Genomic DNA, 20,272 nt, shown 5'->3' with positions numbered 1-20,272 from the left:
AAAAAAGACACCACATAATAGGTGCCCTTTTTAATTAGTTGTTGTCGCTTGCGTTAGTTTCACTAACAACTTGACGACCCTTGTAATAACCTTTAGGTGAAACGCGGTGGCTTAAACGATATTCACCAGTAGTTGCATCATAGTGCATTGCTGGAACAGCTAACTTGATATGGCCACGACGTGAACGTTTCTTTTGCTTAGAAGTATGTCTCTTAGGAACTGCCATTTATTTGATCTCCTTTATTGTAGAATTACGTTTTTAGGTCACTAATAAAAGAGTGCCTAAAACACTTCACGTTTGTTAATGATACTATTGTATCTTAAATAAATCAAGATATATTAGTTATTCTTATCTTGATTATGTCCGTTTGAACCACAAAACCAACCAATGAGGACACCAATAATAATCATGATAACCAAAATAATTATCAATGGCACTTTCACATTAAATAAGCCAAAATTGATGGCCACATTGTTGGTATTGAGAACAACAAAGATCACTGCCAACAGGCAAAGGATTAAAATCAATACCATTTTAATTTGTCGAGTTTTATCTTTCATTGTTCTGCACTACTTTCTTGATGCAAACTTAAGCGATAATTCATCTCCAATTGCTGGAAACAGATTATAAAGTTTAGCTAAAAATGCAAGACTTAGCGGCAAATTCAATTCGCGTTTATTGCTGCCAAAGAAATGGACAACTTGCCAGGCCACATCATCGGGATCAAGCATATAGCGCTCAACATTTTTAACGTAATTACCACTCTTATCAGCAATATTAAAGAAATTGGTGTAAACCGGTCCCGGGTTAACCGTCATTACTTTAACGCCAAAAGGCTTTAATTCAAGTCGTAAAACATTAGAAAACTGAATAACGGCAGCTTTTGATGCACTATAAGCAGCAGATTTAACGGTTGGCATTTTACCAGCCATTGAGCCAAAGTTGATTATTTGACCAGTTTTTTGATCCATCATTAGCCTGCCAATCAGTCTAGTAAAGTACATTAAACCTAATACATTGACCTGGAACATTGCAGTTACTTCACGCCGATCCATTTCGACGAAATTCTCGAACTTGCCAAAACCAGCACAATTTACTAAGTAATCAACATGTTTTGTTACCTTAACGATATTATTAAAAGCAGCATCGATTTGCTCACTTTCACCCATATCAGTAGCAAAAATATAGGTAGGAGCACCTGATAATTCATGTGCCTCAGCGGCTACTTTCTCCAGTTTATTTTTATTTCTGGCAATTAAGATAACAGTAGCGCCGCGACCGGCACTTTCTAAAGCAATTGAATGTCCAATTCCACTAGAAGCACCGGTAACAACAACAACTTTATTTCTTAATGAATCACTCATTTCTTCTCACCTTTCATCGGAATTATAACTCGATCAAAATCATTTGCTAGCTTGGTATTAGGAAATATTTTTACAGCCTGATTCTCTAGTTTTTTGGCTTTAGCACCTAGATATCTAGCAGAGATATGGTCCAAATACAACCGCTTTACTCCATTATCGCGCGCAATCTTTGCAGCTTCAACTGCTGTAGAATGATAATAAGAACGAGCTAAATCAGCTTCATGGCCAGCAAAAGTCGATTCATGGACCAGTACATCAGCATTTTTGGCGAGTTGGGCAATCACAGGAGTTGAACGCGTATCATAGATTATAGTAACTATTCTACCAGCTTTATTTGGACCTAAAAAGTCATTTCCATCTAATATTGTCCCATCATCCAAAGTAATAGTCTCGCCATTCTTTAGTTTACCAAGTAATGGCCCATTAGGTATATTATATTGCGTTAATTTGTCCATTAAAAGTTCGCCTTGATGTGCATCCTCGACAACCCGGTAACCAAAACTGGGGACGCGATGGGCTAATTTTTCGGCATAAACCTTAAACCCTTGTCCTTGAAAAATTAAACCGCCCTCCTCTAAGGCAACAAACTTTATGGGGTATGAAACCTTTGTCCGCGAAATTTTTAAAGCAGTTCTTACAAATTGCTCTAAACCAGGAGGACCATAGATTGTTATCGGGCCGACATCACCCTGAAATGATCTAGTTGCGAGTAACCCTGGCAAGCCAAAAATATGATCACCGTGATTATGGGAGATAAAAATTTTAGTGACCTTCCGTAAACGAATATTAGTCCGTAAAATTTGGTGTTGTGTTGCCTCACCAACATCAAATAACCAAATTTCATTAATTTCATCTAACATTTTAAGCGCAATGCTTGAGACGTTACGCTGTTTTGATGGTTGGCCTGCCCCTGTACCTAAAAATTGTAATTCCATATAATTCCTATTCTAAAATTTAGCGTGCTCAACAATTGTTTTGACAATGAAAGCACTGTAATACTTCGATCCCACTGGCGTTGGGTGGGTTTGATCTTCATAAAACCAGTTAGAATGCGCTTGCGAATGATTATACCAGTTAATAACTGTTAAATTGTGGTAGCGCTTAGCTGCAGTTTGCAAAGTTTTATTTACCTGATTTTGCCAAGGCTTATTTGGAACATGAGTATTCACCCAAAATACTTGTCTTTTTGGACCAATTTCAGTCATCAAATGATCTAAATCTGACATTGGAAATGGGCCATTTGTCCCTAAGGCAATTAAGACATTATTAGCTAAAACTTTTTGCAATTTATATTGGTTAATTAGCCCAAACGCTACCGATAATTGCCTGGAAACGGCCGCATCAATGACGGCTTTAGGCATTAATTTAGCTAAATCATTACTTGAGCCTGCCATCACTGAATCACCAATTGCAGTCAATGGTACCTGATGAGCCAATTGTAAATCCACCTGACTAATGCCGAACTTTTTGAATGATTTATTTACCGGGTGCTTCTTAGCTGAACGTTTAGCCTGAGCAATCAGCTTAGCAGCCCTCGGCCCCTTAGTATTTGATTTCTTCAGTTTAGCAATTAAGGTCTTATTTTCCCTGCTTTGCCGTTGTTGATTAGCACTAATTCGCTGAGCTAACTGTGATTTATTATAATCTTCTGCTCTTGCTGTTGGCGAAACAAGAATTGCGACGCTACCAATTACAAAAATTAAGCAGGCAATAACGGCTTTAATTCGAGGGGCATTACTTTCTCTTGTTTTATCAAAAAGACTATCTAAGTAATTCTTAGTTTTTGCCCACGTCACCTTACCCAATGGCTTTTCAATCACACGATAGGACATTTCACTCAAAATCAAAATTAAGCAAATTTCAATTAGATGGTACAGCAAGACATGATCTGCCATATTAGTTACTTTATCTTCAAAAAAGATCATTACGGGAAATTGGTAAAGATAAATACCGTAACTCCTAGAACCAATCCAGTTAAAAAGTGGGTTAGTTAGCCAGTTATTCCAATGACTACAAGGATGTGCGATAATTCCAACCAATAAAACCGTAAAAATAGTAAATAAGAGCATCCCACCATAATAAGGAAAAGCATTTTCCGGATTCATTAACGGACTAAAAAATAAAAAGATCATAGCAAGAAGCGAGATTAGTCCACTAATGTCGAGCAAATTAGCATCAATTCGCTCGATTTTAGCCTTTAATTTATCCATTGGCCAGATTACAGCTAAACTGGCACCAAGTCCCAGTGAAAAGAATCTTGTATCAGTGCCATAATAGATCCGGTTTAAATCGACACCGGTTTTATACATGATTGCCATTTCTAGTGCCGATAACATTGAGACGCTAAATAGAATCCAAAAAGTGTTTTCCCGTTTTTTACTAAATTTAACCAGCAAAAAGATCACTAATGGCCACAAGAAATAGAATTGTCCGTTAATCGACATTGTCCATAAATGTACGAAAGGCGATTCATTGGCGGCAAAACGCTCAAAATAACTTTGACCATTTAAAATCTGCCAAAAATTATAAACGTTTAACAGATTCGTTATCACAATCTGACTCAACTTAGCCAATAAATTTCGCTGAAAGACAAAAATATAAGCGGCACAAAGCCATAATAGCGCAATTAAAGGCGGATAAAGCTTTTTCAGCCTTTTTAAATAAAAATTCTTGTTATCAAAAAAGCCGTGATCATCATATGCCTTAAGCATTTGGCAGGTAACTAAGTATCCTGATAATACAAAAAAAATCGGTACCCCAAGATAACCACCAACAAAAGTATTAGGATCAAGATGATATAAAATCACCCCAATAACTGCTAACGCCCTAAGTCCAGAATATCCTGTAATAAACCGATTTTTTGCCATATTTCTACTTTTCTTTTTAATTATTATTGGACAAATTCAAAATTGAACGTGCCAATTATTACATCGTCGCCGTCAACGGCTCCTTTTTCACGCAATGCTTCATCTACACCCAGGTTCTTCAATTTGCGTGCTAAACGTAAGACACCATCTTGGTAATCAAGGTTCGTTCGTTCAACTAGTCGTTCTAAACTCTCACCTTTAATTTCAAAAACATGATCTTCAAGTTTAGTAATCGTAAATTCGTTTTTCTTAGGCGCCTGGTATTTGTATTCCTTTACGCCAGCTGCCGGCTTGACTTCCTTTTCAGCCTGCTTGCTTTCTACTTCCGCCACTACCGTTGCAGTATCTTGCATTAATTGGCTAACGCCCTGATGAGTTACGCTTGAAATTGCATAAACAGGCTGGTCAATTCCAGCTTGGCTAAGTTCTTTTTTAAACTCCGCCAATTTTTCAGCCGAATTAGGTAAATCCAGTTGAGTTGCAACAATTAACTCACGCTTTTCCTTTAGGCTTTGGTCGTAAAGCAATAATTCTTTACGGATCTTTTGGTAATCCTCTAAAGGATCTCGGCCATTTTCAGGATCCATTGAAACCAAGTGTAAAATTACTTTGGTTCTTTCAATGTGACGTAAGAATTGAATTCCAAGGCCAACTCCCTGACTAGCACCCTCAATTAATCCTGGCAAATCAGCCATTGAAAAATCACGGCCATCTGGCAAAATCACCATACCTAAATTAGGAGTTAAAGTAGTGAACGAATAAGCTGCAATCTTAGGCTTTGCCTTAGTAACTACTGAAAGCAGCGTTGACTTCCCAACTGAAGGAAAACCGACAAGACCAACATCAGCTAAAACCTTTAGTTCTAACCGCAAAACTCGGTCTTCACCCGGTTCACCATTTTCAGCAATTTCTGGTGCAGTATTTACACTCGTAGCAAAATGAATATTGCCACGACCACCACGACCACCGCGGGCAACAACAAGCTCTTGCTTATTTTTAGTCAAATCGCCAATTTCTTCATTAGTATTAAAATCATATACGGTAGTTCCGACAGGAACACGAAGATATAAATCTTTGGCACCGCGACCATATTGTGACTTAATACGGCCATTTTCACCGCTCTCAGCTTTAAACTTACGCCGATAGCGAAAATCCATTAGGGTTCTTAAGCCACTATCAGCTACAAAAATGATACTACCGCCACGGCCACCGTCTCCACCAGCGGGTCCGCCATTTGGAACGTACTTTTCATGGCGGAAAGCAACCATGCCATCCCCGCCTTTACCGGCTTGGACTTCAATCTTGGTTTGATCGACAAATGTAGGCATGCAAATTCTCCTTCCGTCTGCTCTAACTTTAAATACTATACCACAAAAGGCTTATTTTTCGTGGGAAAATTACCGGTTATAATGTCAATTTAACCGTCTGTGCTTGGGGCAGAGTTAAACCAGCATCACATAATTGTTCAACCGATGCCTCTTTAATTTTTTTCAATGAACCGAAAGTGCGCAATAATTTATTACGACTCTTAGGTCCGATGCCTTTAATTGAATCAAGTTTACTTGATAGTGCGTTTTTAGCATGTGTTCGGCGATGAAATGTAATCGCAAAGCGGTGAACTTCATCCTGAATCCGGGTCATCAAATAAAATCCCTGTGACTTTGGATCCATCGGAATTAATTTCATCGGTACCCCATTAATGGGATCCCCATAAAGCAAGTGGTTGGTCCGGTGCTTGTCATCCTTTACCATCCCCGCAACGGGAATATTAAGATTAAGTTCGTTACGTAAAATATCTTCACACGCATCAACTTGAATTTGCCCACCATCCATTAGGATCAAATCAGGCATTGGTTTATGCTCACGTAAAAGCCGACTATAGCGTCTTCGCACAACTTCACGCGTATTGCGAACTTCGTCGCCCCCATTTTGGTGTTCAACTTCACCCTTTAACTTATACTTACGGTATGAATTCTTATCGGGCTCGCCGTCTTTGAATACAACTAACGCTGAAACTGGATCGGTTCCTTGAATATGTGAGTGGTCAAAACTTTCAATCACATGTCCGTATGGCAACCCTAGAGCAGCAAAAATCTCTTTTTGTGCTCCCTTAGTTTTACGATTGCCTAATTCTAACAAACGGAACTTGTCGTCTAATTTCAACTTGGCATTTTCTTTTGCCATTGATAATAACGACCGCTTTTGTCCCCTTTTGGGTGTCCTAACAGGAACCTTAAGCACTTCGCTGAGTGCCTCATTATCAATTCCAGCAGGAACTAAAACCTCTTTGGGAAGAACACGATTTTTTTGGCCATAGAATTGAACAATAAATGAGGTAAAAGTGTCTTCCGGATCCCCAGTATCCGTCAAAGGATACATTCTAGTTTCTCTTCGAAGCAGCTTTGCTTGCCGGAGGAAAAAGATTTGAATTGAAATCCAAGATTTATCGACATAAAAATTAAAGATATCACGCTGTGTATTATCATTGGAGATGATTTTTTGTTTTTCAACTGTTTCTTCAATGTATTTCAATTGATCACGAATTTCCGCAGCACGCTCAAATTCAAGATTCTGTGATGCTGCAACCATCCTTTGATTCAATTCTTGTTTAACACGCCCGATATCACCATTTAAAAAGCTCTTAATTTTTTTAATTTGGGCGCTATAAACTGATTTAGGAACGGTCTTAAAACATGCACCTAGGCATTGACCCATATGATAATAAAGGCACGGTCTTTTCTGCCGCCCATTGCAGCGTCTTAAAGGATAAACTTTCTGAATAAACTTCAATGTTGCTTGCGCCGCGTATACATTTGGGTATGGTCCAAAATAATAACCGCCATCTTTTCTGACAATACTTGTCAACTTAGTTTGTGGATCACGTTCATTGGTAATCTCAATGTAAGGATAACCCGTTCCCTGTTTTAATTGCACATTATAATATGGTTGGTATTTCTTAATTAAAGTAACTTCAAGCAGAAAAGATTCCTTGTCAGTTGAAACCGTGATTATATCATAGTCACGAATTTCTCTAACCAGCTCAGCTCGTCTACCTACTTGCTTACTTTTAAAATAAGACCGTACCCGGTTTTTCAGATTTTTTGACTTGCCAACATAGATGACCTTACCATTAATATCTTTCATTAAATAACAGCCGGGTTTTGCTGGGAGAAGTTTCAATTTATTTTCAATTAATTCTGATGCCAAAAAATCACCCCTTCCCAAAATTTGCTCTATCAATTTTACCACAAAATGCGAACTAATGATTTTTTAATGACCACAGTCTAAGACTGGGTAATAAAATGACGGTTAAATCGAACTACATTATTACTGGCTTGTTAACCGCTTATTTATTATAATGATGATAATTAATGAAAGGAACGAAAATATGGGCTTAACATTTAAAAAACAAGATGAATTAGAAAAGTTATTTGATAAATTTGCTACTGTTCCTAAGGATAAAAAGAAAAAGCTTAGTAAGAAAGACGGCAAAGAAAAGAGTAAATAAAAATGACTCTCTAAGAAGGAGAGTCATTTTTATTTTATAAATTTTGCTCGATCCAATCCCATACTTCTTTTACATGGGTCTTTTTAACTGCACTATAAGTAAGTACACTAACATTGTCATAAGCTAAATCTAGCTTCTTGTTCAAATTAGCTATTACCTTGTTTTCCTGGCTCTTTTTAACTTTATCAATTTTGGTACAAATAACTAAAATTGGTAAATTCAAGTATAAAGCATAATTATACATTGCAACATCATCTTTTGTTGGTTCATGACGTGAATCAGTTAAAAGAATTAGCCCCTGAAGGTTTTCCCTTGTTTCCAAGTAGTCCTGAATCATCTCACCAAACTTTTGTCGTTGCACCTGCGAAACTTTCGCATAGCCATACCCAGGCACATCAACCAAATAAAAATCCTGATTGACAACGTAAAAGTTTAGCGTCTGGGTTTTACCTGGCTGTGATGATGTTCTTGCCAAATTTTTGCGACCTAATAGTGAATTAATCAAGCTAGACTTACCCACATTTGACCTTCCTGCCAAGGCAATCTCAGGCAAATTATCTTTAGGGTATTGTTCTTCTTTTACTGCACTAATTGCATAATCGCTACTTTTAATGATCATTTGCTGCCTTAACTTCTTGGGTGTCCTCGCTAGCTCTCCGAGTTACTCGTGGTTCTGCGTTTTTAGTAATTACATCCTTAGTCACTTCGACTTTTTCAATATCTGGATCACTAGGTGTCTGATACATAATGCTCATCATCGCATTTTCAATAATTGTTCTCAGTCCACGCGCACCCATATTTCGTTCGATTGCTAAATCGGCGATAGCACTCAGTGCGCTATCAGAAAAGTCGAGTTCAACTTGGTCAAGAGACAATAACTTCTTGTATTGCTTTACCAACGCATTCTTAGGCTCAGTCAATATTCTAACTAAGTCTTTTTGATTTAATTTATCTAAGGTTGTAATAATCGGAATTCGGCCAACAAATTCTGGAATCATTCCAAATTTAACTAAATCACCAGTAGTTAAATGCTTCGTCCAAGAATCATCTTTAGTTTTGTTCAACTTGTTTTCGGCACTAAAACCAATAATCTTTTTACCCATGCGGTCTTTAACAATCTGTTCAATGCCATCAAAAGCTCCACCAACGATAAATAAAATATTGGTGGTATCAATTTGAATTAATTCTTGTTGTGGGTGCTTACGTCCACCTTGTGGTGGAACTGAAGCAACAGTGCCTTCTAAAATCTTTAGAAGTGATTGCTGAACACCTTCACCAGAAACATCGCGCGTAATCGAGACATTTTCTGATTTTTTCGAAATTTTATCAATTTCATCGATATAAACGATTCCCCGTTCAGCACGTTCAATATCATAATCTGCATTTTGCAACAATTTCAGCAAGATGTTTTCGACATCTTCACCGACATAACCAGCTTCAGTCAAGGTGGTAGCGTCAGCAATGGCAAACGGAACATCTAAAATTCGGGCTAAAGTTTGTGCCAGATAAGTTTTACCAGAGCCAGTTGGCCCAATGAGCGCAATATTTGATTTTTGCAGCTCAGTTGAAGAATCAACATCCATCTGACTAATTCGTTTGTAATGATTATAAACGGCTACTGATAAAACTTTTTTAGCGCTTTCTTGTCCAATTACATATTGATCAAGTTGCTTTTTTATTTCCATTGGTTTCGGAAGGTCTCTAGCCTTTTTTAATGAATCTGACTTTAACTCATCATCAATAATTTTCTTTGACAAGTCGACACATTCATTACAAATATAAACCCCGTTACCAGCAATCATTTTTTTAACTTGATCTTGTGTTTTATCACAAAAAGAACATTTAATTTCTTCCTGATCAGTAAACTGTGATGCCATTATATTCCTCCTCATATCTACAAGAATAAGAGTATCATACATCGAGAGTATTGCTTGAATAATTTGCTTGTAGAAAAATAAAAAGGCAGTTCAACGACCACCTTTTTACCTAGATTTTAAATCCTATCATTTTTCAGATTTTTTATCATCTTTTTTGCTCTTGGATTTAGCAACTTGTTTTGCACTATCAGCTACAAGATCGATGGCTTTGCGAACGTTGATGTCATGAGAAAGCATATCATCAGTTAATGTGTTGCGAACTGTCTTTTCATCCATATTGTATTCGCCAGCAAGATCTTTGATTTCGTTATCAATTTCTTCTTTAGAAGCCTTGATATTCTCTTTCTTAACAATTGCTTCAAGAACTAAGTTGGTCTTAACTCTTTCAGCTGCATCCTTACTAAATTGAGCACGTAATTGGTCCTCAGTAGTATTAGTAAGCTTGTAGTAAGTTTGTGGGTCAATACCTTGACGTTGCATATTACCCAAGTATTGATTCATTTGAGTATTAACATCTTCTTGAATCATTGCATCAGGAATTTCATCAATTTTAGCGTTCTTTACCGCACCTTCAATTGCAGCTTGTTCAATTGCATCCTTAGCAGCTTCTTCTTTCTTAGACTTCAAGTCTTTCTTAATCTTTTCCTTCAAGTCATCGAGAGTGTCAACTGAGTCGTCAACGTCTTTAGCAAATTCATCATCAAGTTTAGGCAATTGCTTTGATTTAACTTCATGAATCTTGGTAGCAAAGTGAGCTTCTTTACCGGCTAAATCTTTTGCACCATAATCTTCTGGGAAGGTAACAACAACATCTACTTCATCGCCAGCCTTGTGACCAATCAATTGGTCTTCAAAGCCAGGGATAAAGGTATTTGAGCCAAGTTCAAGAGCATAATCTTCTGCAGAACCACCATCAAAGGCCTTATCATCAATAGTACCCTTATAATCAATAGTTACGGTGTCACCCTTAGCAGCTGCACTCTTCTTAAGAACAAGTTCAGCATTCTTTTCACGTTCCTTGTTAAGCTCAGCATCGATGTCTTTAGCGTAAACACGAGTGTTTTGCTTAGGTACTTCAATTCCCTTGTAATCGCCTAATTCAACTTCTGGTTCAACAGTAACTGTGGCTTTCATCGTCCAGTCCTTGCCCTTTTCCATTGAATCAGGAATAATTTGAGGTTGGCCAACAGCAGAAATACCAGCTTCTTTGATAGCAGCTGCATATGCGTTTGGCAAAACAAGGTTCAAAGCGTCTTCGTATAAGGCTTCTTCACCATAGTATTGATCAAAAATAACACGGGATACGTGACCCTTTCTAAAGCCAGGAACACGCAAATTCTTTTTTACTCTTTTGAATGCTTGATCTAATCCAAGCTTCACCTCAGCTTGAGAAATATCAAAAGTAAGTTCGCCAGTAGTTTTACCGGTTTTATTCCATTTTACAGACATTAATTAAATACCTCCAATGTCAAGTTAAACTGCATCGTTGCATACTAAATTATCTTACATTAAACGCTCGCAAAAAACAAATTTAGGCAAAAAAAGATGCACTTCTATGAAGAAGTACATCTTTTTAAACTGTTTTTTTCGAACTAGTCGAGGATTTCAGTAACCTGACCAGCACCAACAGTACGACCACCTTCACGGATAGTGAACTTAGTACCCTTTTCAATGGCTGCTGGTTTGATTAACTTAACAGTAAATTCTGTGTTATCACCAGGCATAACCATTTCAGTACCCTCTGGCAATTCGATTTCACCAGTAATATCAGTAGTGTGGAAATAGAATTGTGGACGGTAGTCTGAGAAGAATGGAGTGTGACGTCCGCCTTCTTCCTTCTTCAAGACATAAACTTGACCCTTGAATTCGCGGTGAGTTTGAATTGAGCCAGGTGCGGCCAAAACTTGTCCACGAACAACTTGATCACGGTCGATACCACGAAGCAATACACCAACGTTATCGCCGGCTTCACCAGAATCCAAAGTCTTGTGGAACATTTCCAAACCAGTAACAACTGACTTAAGAACTTTGTCAACTAAACCAACGATTTCAACTTCGTCGCCGACTTTAACAGTACCACGGTCGATACGACCTGAAGCAACAGTACCACGACCAGTAATAGTGAAGACATCTTCAACTGGCATTAAGAATGGCTTATCAGTTTGACGTTCTGGAGTTGGAATGTATTCATCAACTGTGTCCATTAACTTCATGATAACTTCTTGTTGTTCCTTGTCGCCTTGTAAAGCTTTCAATGCTGAACCACGGATTACAGGAATATCATCACCTGGGTAATCGTATTCAGTCAACAAGTCACGAACTTCCATTTCAACTAAGTCGATCAATTCTGGATCGTCAACTAAGTCAGTCTTGTTTAAGAAGACAACGATGTAGTTAACACCAACTTGACGAGCAAGTAAAATGTGTTCACGAGTTTGAGGCATAGGACCATCAGTTGCAGCAACAACTAAGATAGCACCATCCATTTGTGCGGCACCAGTAATCATGTTCTTGATGTAGTCAGCGTGACCTGGAGCATCCATGTGAGCGTAGTGACGTTTTTCAGTTTCGTACTCTACGTGAGCGGTATTGATAGTAATACCACGTTCTTTTTCTTCTGGAGCTGCATCGATTTCTGAATAATCTTCAGCCTTTGCCAAGCCCTTTTCTGATAAAACTTTAGTAATAGCCGCTGTTAAAGTGGTCTTACCATGGTCAACGTGACCGATGGTACCAATGTTTACGTGTGGCTTTGTTCTAACGTAATGTTCTTTTTCTGCCATTAAAATGACCCTCCTGTAAATTTGCAAGAAGTCCGTTGAGTAAGTAACGGATAGTTCTCTGTTGAATATTGTACTACTTTCATTGGCAAATGCCTAGTATTTTAATGCATAGAGCCATGCCTAATGAAAACGTCCTTTGATATTATACTAAATACGAAAAAAAAGTAAAGACTTTTTATCTAAATTATTTCGGCAAACTATTATCGATTCGCACGAACAGGTCCTGGTTTGCGCGCCCATCATGATGATCAATATAAGAAGCTAAGTCACTAGCGAAACTGTCAGGCTCTGTAATATATTTCGGTAATACCGGATATAAGCTACCTAAAATTAGATTGACCTCGCCTAAAACGGCTGGCAATTGGCTAGGACGATGATAATACCGTGAGCCAATCCCCGAAACAACTTCACGGTATATCGGATCTTTTTCCAATAAATTGATTTTAGCAGGAACAAATTTTTCTTGTTGACCTAGCACTAAAACCGTAAATTCCGTTTTAAGCTGCAGCCGGGCTAAGTCTTCACACAAAACCAAACGAACGGCGAAGTTTAAACTCGGATCAAGCAATAAGCTTTGCGCGAAAGTCGTAAAATGCTCAAGATTCAGCTTAAATAATTGTTCATAATCAAATTTAGTTGGCTGGTTCTTTTGTCTGAATTGCTGCATTACTTGTTGCTGCTCAGTTTCAGAAATGGGCTCTACTTCAATAATCCACTCGCCCTGACTTAATTTTTGGACTTGGAGAGCTTCAATTAGAAAATGATTGGCTCGCAAAATTTTGCTGTACTCATCAAAGATCGCCTGATTTGAAAATAAATCCTTTTCTTCTTTAATGAGCGTGTAAGCAGAATATTCTTGTTTGTCTTTCAAGTATAAGTCACACAGCTGCAGAATTACTTCTTGACTATCGCCAGCTCGTAAAGCTTCTTCACAATTTTGAATAGCTAATGAAAAATTACCTTCAGCTTCATTCTTTTTCGCTAACTTTAGCAAATTTTTTTGGCTTAACGTCGTCATCGTTATTCTTTCTTAACTATTCTTTGACCAGTTTTATTGACATCAACGGGATGATGCTCCTTGGTTTTACCATTCTCGTTTTTATTGCCACGTTTTTGCATAGCTCGATGGCGATTTTGGTTAACCTCCATAACAACTGGTAAAACTACCGGACGACGATTAGTCTTTTTGTATAAAAACTTTTCAAGATCGTTTCTAACATCCTGCTTAATTTCCGTCCAGTCGAACTTTTTGTGTTCAAAATTATTTTTGATAGTGGTCTTAATCAGTTCAATACTGTCATGCATTAGCTTATGATTTGCTTTAATGTAAACAAATCCCCTGCTAGTGACTTGTGGCTGCGCAATAATTTTCTTTTTACGCCGATCAATTGTAACTACGGCAATAAAGATGCCATCGTCAGATAACACTTCACGGTCACGCAAAACAATATTGCCAACATCACCAATTCCCGAGCCATCAATCATGATGTCTTCTCCCGGCACTGGGTTTGTTAGATGGAATTTGTGCTGCTTAAAGTCATAGTCTAAACAATCGCCATTTTTAGTAATCAAGATATTTTCTTTGGCAATTCCAGCTCTAATTGCCAAGTTTTTATGAACTTCCATTAAGCGGTATTCACCTATAACTGGGATCAAGAATTGCGGCTTCAAAATATCAATTAGCATTTGCAAGTCGCGTCCAGTTGCATGTCCACTGGTATGCTTAGCTCTTCCAAGTTCAATGACTGTTCCGCCAGCGCGATAAACCAAATCACTAGTTTGAGCTACAACTGTTTCGACAGAATGTGAAGGCGTCGTAGCAATAAAGACTAAGTCGCCTTCATGAATCGTAATCATGCTATGCCGCTTTTTAGCCATCTTCTGTAATGAGTTTAGCGGTTCACCCATTTGACCAGTTTCAAGAATGACAACTTTATCATCCGGCGTAGTCTTTAAATCTTTTACCCGAATTAAGAGATTCTTCGGTACTTTTAGATACCCTAAGTCCATGGCAGTTCTAACTATTTTGGCAACATCACGTCCTGTTAAAAGAACATGTCTACCAGTTTTATGGGCGCCATTTAAAACTTCTTGTATTCTGATTAAATTAGATGCCTTAGCTGCAACAATGACGCGTCCCTTAGCATTACGAAAAACATTAGTGACATAATCGCCAATTTCTTGCTCGGAAACATTAGGAAATGATGCTTCTGCGTTAGAAGAATCACTGAGTAGTGCCAAAACCTTCTTTTGTGAAATCTCAGCTAAACGATCCAAATCTGTTCGATATTTCGGTGTCGCAGATGGATCAAATTTAAAGTCGCCGGTATATACAACCTCGCCAGCTGGCGTATGAACATCAATACCGAGTGAATCTGGAATTGAATGAGTTGTATGGAAAAATGAAATATTAGCATTTTTAAACTCGATTTCAGTTTCAGCATCAATAACATGAAACAGACTATTTTTCAGCCGTTTATTTTCCCGCTTAACCGTAATCTTTGCGAGCTCAATTGTTAATTGCGAACCAAAAACAGGTATATCATATTTGCGTAAAATATATGGCAACGCACCAATTGAATCTGCGTGTCCATGAGTTAAAAAAATGCCGACAACCTGATCACCATATTGTTCAAAGAAATCAAGATCTGGAATTACCAAATCTATTCCAAATAATGAACTATCAGGGTATTTTAGGCCGGCATCAAGAACAAAAATTTCGTCATTAACTTGAACGGCGAACATGTCTTTTCCTTGCTCACGAACACCGCTCAAAATCATTATCTTAACTTGATCAGTCATTTTATTTCCTTCTCTTTTTTTGCTATTCAGTTGTTAATTTATGGATCAGCGTGATCACAACGTAAAAAGTATCTTTTTTTATTCTAGCATAAAATGCATTTATGACAAAAATAAAAAGCCAGTTCTTTTATAGAACTGACTTCTTAATAATTATTTTTGCGATTAACGACGCAAACCTAACTTCTTGATTAATTCACGGTAACGATTAATATCGTTGTCTTGTAAATAACGAAGTAAATTACGACGGTGACCAATCTTCTTGAGCAAACCAACGTATGAGTGGTGGTCATGAGAGTGTTGTCTCATGTGTTCAGTTAAATTGTTAATATCTTTAGTTAGGATAGCAACTTGTACTTCGGTTGAACCAGTGTCACCTTCGTGAGTAGCAAATTGCTTAATAATTTCATCTTTTTCTGCTTTAGAAATTGCCATAATTTTCACCTTTCAATAAAATAAATTGCCGTTAACAACGTTAACCGTCAGGTGTGAGCGAGCAAACAGCGTTAACGGTTCACAACAATAGTATAATACAGATTATTTTTTTAAAAAGCAAGCATAATTTGTCTTGCATCTGCATTTATTCTTCAGTATAATCTATTAAGTAAAATTACGGTCAATGGAGGTGAATTTTATGCCACAAATCAAATCAGCTATTAAGCGTGTTAAAACTCAAGACGCTGCTAGAAAGCGCAATGCTGCTCAAATGTCAGAATTAAGAACTGCTGTTAAGAAGTTCAAGACTGCTCAAGCCGCTGGTGCTGAAAACGCCTCCGAATTACATGTTGCTGCTGCTCGTGCTTTGGACAAGGCTGCTTCAAAAGGTCTTATTCATAAAAACAAGGCTAGCCGTGACAAGAGTCGCTTAGCTAAGTTAGCTAAATAAATTTGACTAAACTATCAATTTTAAAAAGGCAGGGATAATCATCCCTGCCTTTTTTAGACGCTTAAAATAAATAGCTTTAAAAAATTATCTTCACGATATTGACCATTTTTGTAATTATAATCTAACCTTATTGCCTCTTTTAGTAAACTAGCCAGTTGCGTTATTTCCAAATTATTGTTTAACGCCAATTTAATCCGGTATGGATGAACAGCAAGTTCTCGAACTATTTCTGGTTCACTCCTACCCCGACTTTTCAAAATCTTAGCTACTAAAATCAATTCTAATTGATTTTCAAAAACGGCTAATAATTGAACGGGACTGCTACCTTCACGCAACTGATTATCTAGCCGATCTAACGCTTCACGATAATGATGTTTTAATGCCGTTTCTAGTATTGCAAAAACATTCTGGGCAAAAGATAGATCAACATTCTGCTTAATTAGTGTTTCAGTAATTTTTTGATCGACCGCAGCAACTTTCAATTTATTAAAGTTGCTTAAAATCGTATCTAAAATTTGGTCGCTTCGTTCAAGCAACAACTGTAAAGCAGACTTTGAAATTTGATAACCTTCGGCCGTAATTAATGATTTGGTTATTTTACTAATTTCATAGGTCTTAACTTTTGTCTCTATGACATTAAACTGTTTTAAAACTGTTTTCGTTAATTTTTTTCGGCGGTCTAATTTCTCATACGAGGCTACTAATACCAGAACATCATCCAATTGATCCATATTAGTAAAAATCTGTTGCAATTGATTTACTTGCTTTTGGTACTTTTTGGGAACCTTGGCAGTCAGGAAAAAAGGATTCTTCACGATTATCATCTTTTTTTGACTAAATAAACTAGATTCCGTGATATCGGCAATTAGATTATCCAAACCATCAGTTTCACAATCTATTATCACTTTTTCATAGGAAGAAAAGCGCTCTTCATGCATCAACGAACGGGAAAGATAGTCATTTAAAAAGCTATCTTCCCCAACCAGTATCGTCTGCGGATTATTGCTGGCGGTATTTTTAAATAAGGAAAGTAGTGTCATTTGTTTCTTCACCTTAAAGCTATTAGTTTTATAAACAGTAATAATCATATCACATTCCAAGAACTAACTTTAGTTTCCCAGATACCTCACTTATCCGACCTACCTTCTAGCTATTAAAGCCTATTGCTTTCTGCATTGGGCTTTTTTATTTTGCTTTTACTGGTAAAAAACTAGAGAACTTCGAACTTGCAAACCTGCTATAAGTCCAAGTAATCATTCCACAGTCTTGTGTAGACGCATAAGGAATATGCTGCATTCTTAATGTTGCAATTGTTTCTGGATGAGGATGCCCGAAATGATTATTTCTTCCGGCAGAAATAAAGACCATTTCCGGTTGCAATTGCTTTAAGAAAATGGGATTTGAAGCAGTTTTACTACCATGATGGCCTAGTTTAAAATAATTAGCTCTTAGATGAAAATTGGCCATAATCTCTTTTTCGCCTTCTTGACCTAGATCTCCCGTGAAAAGCCATCTTTTATTTTTTAATTTAAAAGTTAACGACAAAGAATCCTCATTTTTCCCTGGACCGGGCTTAAAAGGATAAACAACATTAAAACTAATCTGAGGCTCAATTACTTGATCACCGGCAATAAGCTCCACTAATTGGTCAGTAGTAAGATGCCCCGCAATTCTTTTGGCAAATGATGGGTTTTTAATGAGTCCGGCAGCCATATACAGCTTTTTTACTTTAATTTGACTTAAGAGCGGACCCAAATCACCAACATGATCTGCATCTTGGTGAGTAACAAAAATGCCATCAATTTGATTTATTCCTAATGCTTTTAATAATGGAAGTGTAATTTTATTGACCTGCGGGGTAAATTTTCGTTTGCCAAAATTAAGTTTGCCGCCGACGTCGATAAGGTAGACCTTTCGCGGAAAAGGCGTAGTGATTAAGATACTGTCTCCCTGCCCAACATCAATGAAACTTACTTGTCCCGTTAAAGGAAAGTGAATCGTACAAAAAAGCAACCCATACAAGAGACCAAGTCCGCCAATAAATTTAATTTTTTTAAGTAAAACACCGTCATTCAGACAAACTATTATTCCACCCGTCACTAAAAGCAATCCCCCACATTGCCACCAATTAATCTTACCAAACGACAATAAGCCCAATTGTGTAGTCGAAATCTGACCAATCATCTTTTCACCGGTTTCTAAAATGAATTCAAAAAAACCAGATATTGTTGGTAGTTTGGCAAAAATGAATAAGTTTAAAAATGTTAACGGCATTACAATCCAGTTAAAATATGGTACCGCGAAAATGTTAAAAATAACGGTTAAAAAATTAAACTGAAAAAAGTAAAACAGTAATAATGGCAATAGCAAAGCATTTAAAGCTATTGACTGTTTAATACTGGACATTTTATTAGTCATTTCTAATCCTAGTGCCAATACATAACTCAATAAAGCACCCACCCCACTCATTAATCGCGGATCAAATAGTAAGTGAATTATGCAGGCGAGCCCCAAGACGTCATATTGTGCGATTGGAATTTTCTTAAATTTGAAGATTTGCTTTAAAACAAAAGTTAAACTAGCTCGAATAAAGCCGGCCTGACCTTTGCTTAAAAAAATCCCAATAACTAATACTAGCAAACAACTAACAAAACTTTCTTTTTCGGTCATCTTAAGAAAGGAACAAATTGCTGTAATTACTATGGTGTAAATGCCAACATGAAGTCCAGAAATACTTAGAATATGAATAATTCCCAGATCTCGATAATTATTTAAGATAATTTGATTAGCTGAATTAGGATTTTCTCCTAAAATTAGTTCGCTGCTAAAAAATCCTAAAATTTGCGGCATTCTTTGAAAATACCTTTGTAATTGGTAGCGCAAGTGATGCAAGTAATCAATTAAACCAGTTCTTTTAAAGGATATTCTGCATGCTTTTAAATTAACTTTTTGCCAAATTTTCTTAGTGGCATAGTATTTTTGCGCATCGAATTGACCATAATTTGTTGCCGGTTCAATTGAATTTACTTCGCCTTGCAAGTCACTTAGCCAGATTGTTTTTCCTTGTTTTGCTTGCCAAATTTGTTTTTGACTTAATTTAACCGTCACTAAGACTTTTTTACCATTTAATGTTCCTTGGCCTGAAAGCCAGTCCTCGCTGAGTTTAGTTTCATCAGGGTAAAGTTTAATCACCGAATTTTTAGTAAGAGATAAAGAGCTGGGACGAGCAGTAAACCAGTTTGCAAGCAAAAAACTAGTTAGAAGCAATAAAAGGACACATACAAGTTTGCGATATTTCACTATGACCAATCCGCATAAATAGACAGCTAATAAAACAGTAACTACTTTAGCTATGATAGTCGTGCATTGGTAAAGCAAAAAACTGCAATCAACTAGTAATAAGGCGGCAACTAAGAACAGACCAGGCTCAAGGACATCAAACTTCGAGTTGATCTTTAAGCGCCGCAAATGTCTTGTCTCCAATTCCAGAAATCTGCTTTATGTCTTCGATACTAGCAAACTGGCCGTTTTTCTGGCGGTAAGCCACAATTAATTCTGCCTTTTTCTCGCCAATCCCGTTCAGCTTTTGTAATTCTTGAGCATTGGCTGTATTAATATTGACCTTGCTGCTTTTTTCTTGTTCTTTCGCATCTGGTGTCTCTTCGCTTCTTGCATTATTGGCGGAAGAATTAGAACTTTCATTAACTGATAAAACAATCTGATTGCCTCTCACTTTTTCTCCGCGATATGGAATGTGGATCTTGTCTTGATCTTTTAGAATTAATGCCCGGTTAACATTTTTTAATTGAGCATTCCTACTTAAACCACCTGCTGCCATAATCAATTCATTCAAGCGAGCACCATTTTTTAAAGTATAAACTCCTTCATTTTTAACTGCTCCCCCAATATCACAAGTTACCTCACTTGTTTTTTGATTAACTGAAGTTGATTCCTTTTGTTTTTTATCATCTAAATCTTGCTTGACAGAAGACGTTGAATTAACCACTTTGGGTTCACTTTTGACGATATTGTTGGCACTTTCTTGCTCACCTTGGCTTTGGTGTAAATATAAAAAGAAAGCGATAATAGCAACTCCAGCAATCAAGACATATTTTTTGTTTTCCAGAAGGAAATCTTTGATTTTTTGCCAATTCATACTTATCACCTCTAATAATAAGTACGAAAAA

General features: G+C 37.1%; 19 protein-coding genes. 2 read left to right on the top strand and 17 right to left on the bottom strand.

Annotated features, from left to right (window positions below):
- Positions 1 to 34 precede the first annotated feature (34 nt).
- The 7 genes from rpmF to uvrC form a co-directional block, all read right to left on the bottom strand.
- Complete coding sequence (rpmF, locus tag J3U69_RS07690; RefSeq protein ID WP_046306801.1) at positions 35 to 226, bottom strand: 50S ribosomal protein L32; 192 nt, start codon at positions 224 to 226, stop codon at positions 35 to 37.
- Positions 227 to 339: 113 nt separating this feature from the next.
- On the bottom strand, positions 340 to 561 hold the full coding sequence (locus J3U69_RS07685) for a lipopolysaccharide assembly protein LapA domain-containing protein (RefSeq protein WP_103751572.1): 222 nt from the start codon (positions 559 to 561) through the stop codon (positions 340 to 342).
- A 9-nt stretch (positions 562 to 570) separates the two neighbouring features.
- On the bottom strand, positions 571 to 1,365 hold the full coding sequence (locus J3U69_RS07680) for an SDR family NAD(P)-dependent oxidoreductase (protein WP_103751571.1): 795 nt from the start codon (positions 1,363 to 1,365) through the stop codon (positions 571 to 573).
- Positions 1,362 to 2,300, bottom strand: coding sequence for a ribonuclease Z (rnz, locus tag J3U69_RS07675; protein ID WP_220233019.1), 939 nt, complete (start codon positions 2,298 to 2,300; stop codon positions 1,362 to 1,364). Before rnz ends, J3U69_RS07680 begins: the two co-directional genes overlap by 4 nt.
- A 12-nt stretch (positions 2,301 to 2,312) precedes the next feature.
- Positions 2,313 to 4,232: an acyltransferase family protein gene (locus J3U69_RS07670; protein WP_267413594.1), complete on the bottom strand. Its 1,920-nt coding sequence runs from the start codon at positions 4,230 to 4,232 to the stop codon at positions 2,313 to 2,315.
- 23 nt (positions 4,233 to 4,255) lie between these two features.
- Positions 4,256 to 5,560, bottom strand: coding sequence for a GTPase ObgE (obgE, locus tag J3U69_RS07665; RefSeq protein ID WP_220221105.1), 1,305 nt, complete (start codon positions 5,558 to 5,560; stop codon positions 4,256 to 4,258).
- 76 nt (positions 5,561 to 5,636) lie between these two features.
- Positions 5,637 to 7,439, bottom strand: a complete 1,803-nt coding sequence (uvrC, locus tag J3U69_RS07660) for an excinuclease ABC subunit UvrC (protein WP_103751567.1) — start codon at positions 7,437 to 7,439, stop codon at positions 5,637 to 5,639.
- Between the two features lie 181 nt (positions 7,440 to 7,620).
- Here uvrC and J3U69_RS07655 point away from each other — a divergent pair, with 181 nt between their 5' ends.
- Positions 7,621 to 7,740, top strand: coding sequence for an SPJ_0845 family protein (locus J3U69_RS07655; RefSeq protein WP_258566339.1), 120 nt, complete (start codon positions 7,621 to 7,623; stop codon positions 7,738 to 7,740).
- 34 nt (positions 7,741 to 7,774) lie between these two features.
- On the opposite strand, the gene yihA is transcribed toward J3U69_RS07655, so the two are convergent.
- The 7 genes from yihA to rpsO form a co-directional block, all read right to left on the bottom strand.
- A complete protein-coding gene (yihA, locus tag J3U69_RS07650; protein WP_103751566.1) occupies positions 7,775 to 8,359 on the bottom strand; it encodes a ribosome biogenesis GTP-binding protein YihA/YsxC in 585 nt (194 codons plus the stop codon).
- Entirely contained in the window at positions 8,349 to 9,617 is a 1,269-nt protein-coding gene (clpX, locus tag J3U69_RS07645) for an ATP-dependent Clp protease ATP-binding subunit ClpX (protein ID WP_220221104.1), read from the bottom strand. Before clpX ends, yihA begins: the two co-directional genes overlap by 11 nt.
- A gap of 126 nt (positions 9,618 to 9,743) precedes the next feature.
- Positions 9,744 to 11,066, bottom strand: a complete 1,323-nt coding sequence (tig, locus tag J3U69_RS07640; protein WP_267413593.1) for a trigger factor — start codon at positions 11,064 to 11,066, stop codon at positions 9,744 to 9,746.
- A gap of 143 nt (positions 11,067 to 11,209) precedes the next feature.
- Positions 11,210 to 12,400: an elongation factor Tu gene (tuf, locus tag J3U69_RS07635; protein ID WP_103751563.1), complete on the bottom strand. Its 1,191-nt coding sequence runs from the start codon at positions 12,398 to 12,400 to the stop codon at positions 11,210 to 11,212.
- A gap of 184 nt (positions 12,401 to 12,584) precedes the next feature.
- Positions 12,585 to 13,418 (bottom strand): tetratricopeptide repeat protein, encoded by an 834-nt coding sequence (locus tag J3U69_RS07630; protein ID WP_220221102.1) that lies wholly within the window; start codon positions 13,416 to 13,418, stop codon positions 12,585 to 12,587.
- 2 nt (positions 13,419 to 13,420) lie between these two features.
- Positions 13,421 to 15,202, bottom strand: coding sequence for a ribonuclease J (locus J3U69_RS07625; protein ID WP_267413592.1), 1,782 nt, complete (start codon positions 15,200 to 15,202; stop codon positions 13,421 to 13,423).
- Positions 15,203 to 15,364: 162 nt separating this feature from the next.
- Complete coding sequence (gene rpsO / locus J3U69_RS07620; RefSeq protein WP_046306781.1) at positions 15,365 to 15,634, bottom strand: 30S ribosomal protein S15; 270 nt, start codon at positions 15,632 to 15,634, stop codon at positions 15,365 to 15,367.
- Positions 15,635 to 15,833: 199 nt separating this feature from the next.
- Here rpsO and rpsT point away from each other — a divergent pair, with 199 nt between their 5' ends.
- Positions 15,834 to 16,085: a 30S ribosomal protein S20 gene (gene rpsT / locus J3U69_RS07615; protein ID WP_103751560.1), complete on the top strand. Its 252-nt coding sequence runs from the start codon at positions 15,834 to 15,836 to the stop codon at positions 16,083 to 16,085.
- Positions 16,086 to 16,138: 53 nt separating this feature from the next.
- Here the strand turns inward: rpsT and holA are convergent, their stop codons facing one another.
- From holA to J3U69_RS07600, 3 genes are all read right to left on the bottom strand, one after another.
- Positions 16,139 to 17,125: a DNA polymerase III subunit delta gene (holA, locus tag J3U69_RS07610; protein ID WP_267392703.1), complete on the bottom strand. Its 987-nt coding sequence runs from the start codon at positions 17,123 to 17,125 to the stop codon at positions 16,139 to 16,141.
- Between the two features lie 145 nt (positions 17,126 to 17,270).
- Positions 17,271 to 19,553 (bottom strand): DNA internalization-related competence protein ComEC/Rec2, encoded by a 2,283-nt coding sequence (locus J3U69_RS07605; RefSeq protein WP_267413591.1) that lies wholly within the window; start codon positions 19,551 to 19,553, stop codon positions 17,271 to 17,273.
- Positions 19,522 to 20,241, bottom strand: a complete 720-nt coding sequence (locus tag J3U69_RS07600; RefSeq protein WP_267413590.1) for a helix-hairpin-helix domain-containing protein — start codon at positions 20,239 to 20,241, stop codon at positions 19,522 to 19,524. Before J3U69_RS07600 ends, J3U69_RS07605 begins: the two co-directional genes overlap by 32 nt.
- Positions 20,242 to 20,272: the final 31 nt, after the last annotated feature.

It is taken from the genome of Lactobacillus sp. B4026 (assembly GCF_026535825.1).
In the GTDB taxonomy this organism is placed as follows: Bacteria; Bacillota; Bacilli; order Lactobacillales; family Lactobacillaceae; genus Lactobacillus; species Lactobacillus panisapium.
This window is presented reverse-complemented; position numbering and strand designations above follow the sequence as displayed.

Coding starts and splice junctions, on each gene's coding strand:
- rpmF (WP_046306801.1), bottom strand. CDS start 226: ATGGCAGTTCCTAAGAGACATACTTCTAAGCAAAAGAAACGTTCACGT.
- J3U69_RS07685 (WP_103751572.1), bottom strand. CDS start 561: ATGAAAGATAAAACTCGACAAATTAAAATGGTATTGATTTTAATCCTT.
- J3U69_RS07680 (WP_103751571.1), bottom strand. CDS start 1,365: ATGAGTGATTCATTAAGAAATAAAGTTGTTGTTGTTACCGGTGCTTCT.
- rnz (WP_220233019.1), bottom strand. CDS start 2,300: ATGGAATTACAATTTTTAGGTACAGGGGCAGGCCAACCATCAAAACAG.
- J3U69_RS07670 (WP_267413594.1), bottom strand. CDS start 4,232: ATGGCAAAAAATCGGTTTATTACAGGATATTCTGGACTTAGGGCGTTA.
- obgE (WP_220221105.1), bottom strand. CDS start 5,560: ATGCCTACATTTGTCGATCAAACCAAGATTGAAGTCCAAGCCGGTAAA.
- J3U69_RS07655 (WP_258566339.1), top strand. CDS start 7,621: ATGGGCTTAACATTTAAAAAACAAGATGAATTAGAAAAGTTATTTGAT.
- yihA (WP_103751566.1), bottom strand. CDS start 8,359: ATGATCATTAAAAGTAGCGATTATGCAATTAGTGCAGTAAAAGAAGAA.
- clpX (WP_220221104.1), bottom strand. CDS start 9,617: ATGGCATCACAGTTTACTGATCAGGAAGAAATTAAATGTTCTTTTTGT.
- tig (WP_267413593.1), bottom strand. CDS start 11,066: ATGTCTGTAAAATGGAATAAAACCGGTAAAACTACTGGCGAACTTACT.
- tuf (WP_103751563.1), bottom strand. CDS start 12,400: ATGGCAGAAAAAGAACATTACGTTAGAACAAAGCCACACGTAAACATT.
- J3U69_RS07630 (WP_220221102.1), bottom strand. CDS start 13,418: ATGACGACGTTAAGCCAAAAAAATTTGCTAAAGTTAGCGAAAAAGAAT.
- J3U69_RS07625 (WP_267413592.1), bottom strand. CDS start 15,202: ATGACTGATCAAGTTAAGATAATGATTTTGAGCGGTGTTCGTGAGCAA.
- rpsO (WP_046306781.1), bottom strand. CDS start 15,634: ATGGCAATTTCTAAAGCAGAAAAAGATGAAATTATTAAGCAATTTGCT.
- rpsT (WP_103751560.1), top strand. CDS start 15,834: ATGCCACAAATCAAATCAGCTATTAAGCGTGTTAAAACTCAAGACGCT.
- holA (WP_267392703.1), bottom strand. CDS start 17,125: ATGACACTACTTTCCTTATTTAAAAATACCGCCAGCAATAATCCGCAG.
- J3U69_RS07600 (WP_267413590.1), bottom strand. CDS start 20,241: ATGAATTGGCAAAAAATCAAAGATTTCCTTCTGGAAAACAAAAAATAT.